The organism is Paenibacillus agaridevorans (assembly GCF_003112455.1).
GTDB lineage: Bacteria > Bacillota > Bacilli > Paenibacillales > Paenibacillaceae > Pristimantibacillus > Pristimantibacillus agaridevorans.
Map to the genome: position 1 here is coordinate 467842 of NZ_BDQX01000171.1, position 870 is coordinate 468711.

Genomic DNA, 870 nt, shown 5'->3' on the forward strand with positions numbered 1-870 from the left:
CGCTCATGCAGCGTTTCGATGGTTCCATGCCGCTCCCGCAGCCAGGCGGAGTAGGCTTCCCGCTCGAACGGGTCGCGTGCGGAACGAGGGCCGTCCGAGAAGATGCGCGGCGGGTCGAACATGGAAGGTTCGTTGATGAGATCCCAGTCCACGCCGACCGTATCCTTATGACGGCCGACGATGGAGCGGACGAACCGCTTCTGGGCCTCCACGCTGCGGGGATCCAGGTAAGGGTTCAGCCCTTCCCAGGTCTCCGGGGTGAAGGAGAAAAACGTGAACGTCACCTGGAGGCCGTGGCGCTTGGCCGTCATCAGGAACGCGTCGATGGCGCGAAGCGCCGCTTCCGACGCGTGTCCGTCGACCTCCATAATATTGCGATAGGCTGTCCAGATGCCCGTGCGGATCCAATTGATGCCCGCGGCGCGCATCTGCGCCATGTCCCGATCCCAGACGGCGGCGTTCGGCAGCGTCAGAAATTTGCGGGCGACGTCGCTTGTCATGTAAGTCATGCCCACGACAGGGAGAGGTCTTCCGTCCTGCTGGAAATAGTCGCGTCCCGCCGTCACAGGCGAACCCTCCGCCAGCAGTTCCTTATCAAAACCCCAGAAGCCCTGTCGCAGCGAACGGCGTTCGCCGCCGGCCGATATCGCGACCGCGCTTACGCTGTAATAACCCGCGACGATCTCGATCGGCAAGGACAGGCGGATCGGCTTGAAGTGTTCGCTCACGTCGAGCGATGCCGTTCCTTCCCAGAGCGTCTCGCCGTTGCCGTCCTTGCCGATGCGCCAGACGGCGATCGCCACGTTCCACGTGCCGGAAGGCGACGCCGGTCCCTTGCCGAGACGCTGCGCCTGCAGCGTCAGAAGCGGT

General features: G+C 64.0%; 1 pseudogene. It reads right to left on the minus strand.

The features are described 5' to 3' along the window. Positions 1-870 (minus strand): annotated as a pseudogene (locus PAT3040_RS37125) (glycoside hydrolase 5 family protein); the annotation flags it as partial.